The organism is Shewanella algicola, from assembly GCF_014648035.1.
In the GTDB taxonomy this organism is placed as follows: domain Bacteria; phylum Pseudomonadota; class Gammaproteobacteria; order Enterobacterales; family Shewanellaceae; genus Shewanella; species Shewanella algicola.
The window spans coordinates 1-964 of the sequence record NZ_BMQI01000156.1; the positions used below are offsets into that span (position 1 = coordinate 1).

At 32.6% G+C, this 964-nt stretch carries 1 protein-coding gene; it reads right to left on the minus strand.

What is annotated here, in order from left to right; genetic code table 11:
• Positions 1-10: 10 nt before the first annotated feature.
• Entirely contained in the window at positions 11-553 is a 543-nt protein-coding gene (locus IEY42_RS22190; protein WP_188927331.1) for a hypothetical protein, read from the minus strand.
• Positions 554-964 lie beyond the last annotated feature (411 nt).

A 964-nucleotide genomic window follows, 5' to 3' on the forward strand; every position in this document is an offset into this window, starting at 1 on the left:
CCTGATCAGATCATGCCGATACGAAAAAGTTCCCTACTGTTAACAAAGTATGATCCCGCCCTGGTTCCTTCCCATTGCTTAATATATATTTCGGTGCAGTGTCATGTTTTTTATAACCAACAATTTTCACATCGGAACCTTCTACTATAGACTCCGCCGTATCAGAAATATCCCCAACATCACCATATCGAGCAATTTCAAAACTTTTATCAAAACGATCATTTGTTGTTACATAATAATATGACTCACCATTTTCTAAGGTAACTGGCCAAAAGGAGAAGCCTTGTTTTTTTAATATCGGTTTTGTAGTTGTAAAATACCCTTTCATATCATGATACTTATCATAACTAAGCACATTCTTATAACACACGGCTGTTGATGTATCTGGACAGAAGTTTTCGTAACCGTATTTTCTGACTCCTTCTTTTTTAGTTATAAATACGAATTGTTCTTGATTGGTTGGGGAGTATTGATTACCAGAACTTAATGGCGTCGGCGTAGAGTTGCAACCAATTAAAATAAAAAGCACAATAACTGACATTTTTTTAAACATATAAAATTCCTTTTATTAATTATTTTAAAAACTTACATTAGTAAAAATTTATTTAAAAATTATATTATTCATAAGCAGCCATTTCCTGTAGTGAAAAATTCAATGACGATCTCTCCAATATCACTACTAACAGTGGCAAGATAAGATCGACAAGAAATTCACCCTAGAAAGTTTGTAGATCTTTAACGATAAAATTTACTCATCATCAGAGAAAAGAGCACTACCACTAAAATAAATTCCACTTTGATCAGTGTTATTTCTATTTCCAAATGGATAGCGAATACCTATCCCTAAATAATCTGAATTGATTGATAAATGAAAAAAATCGTAACCTAACTGAAAACTCTTAGCAGGGCGGGATTAAGCTTTGTTAAATCTTTTAACCAAAGAAAATCTCGCTCCTAAAATCGC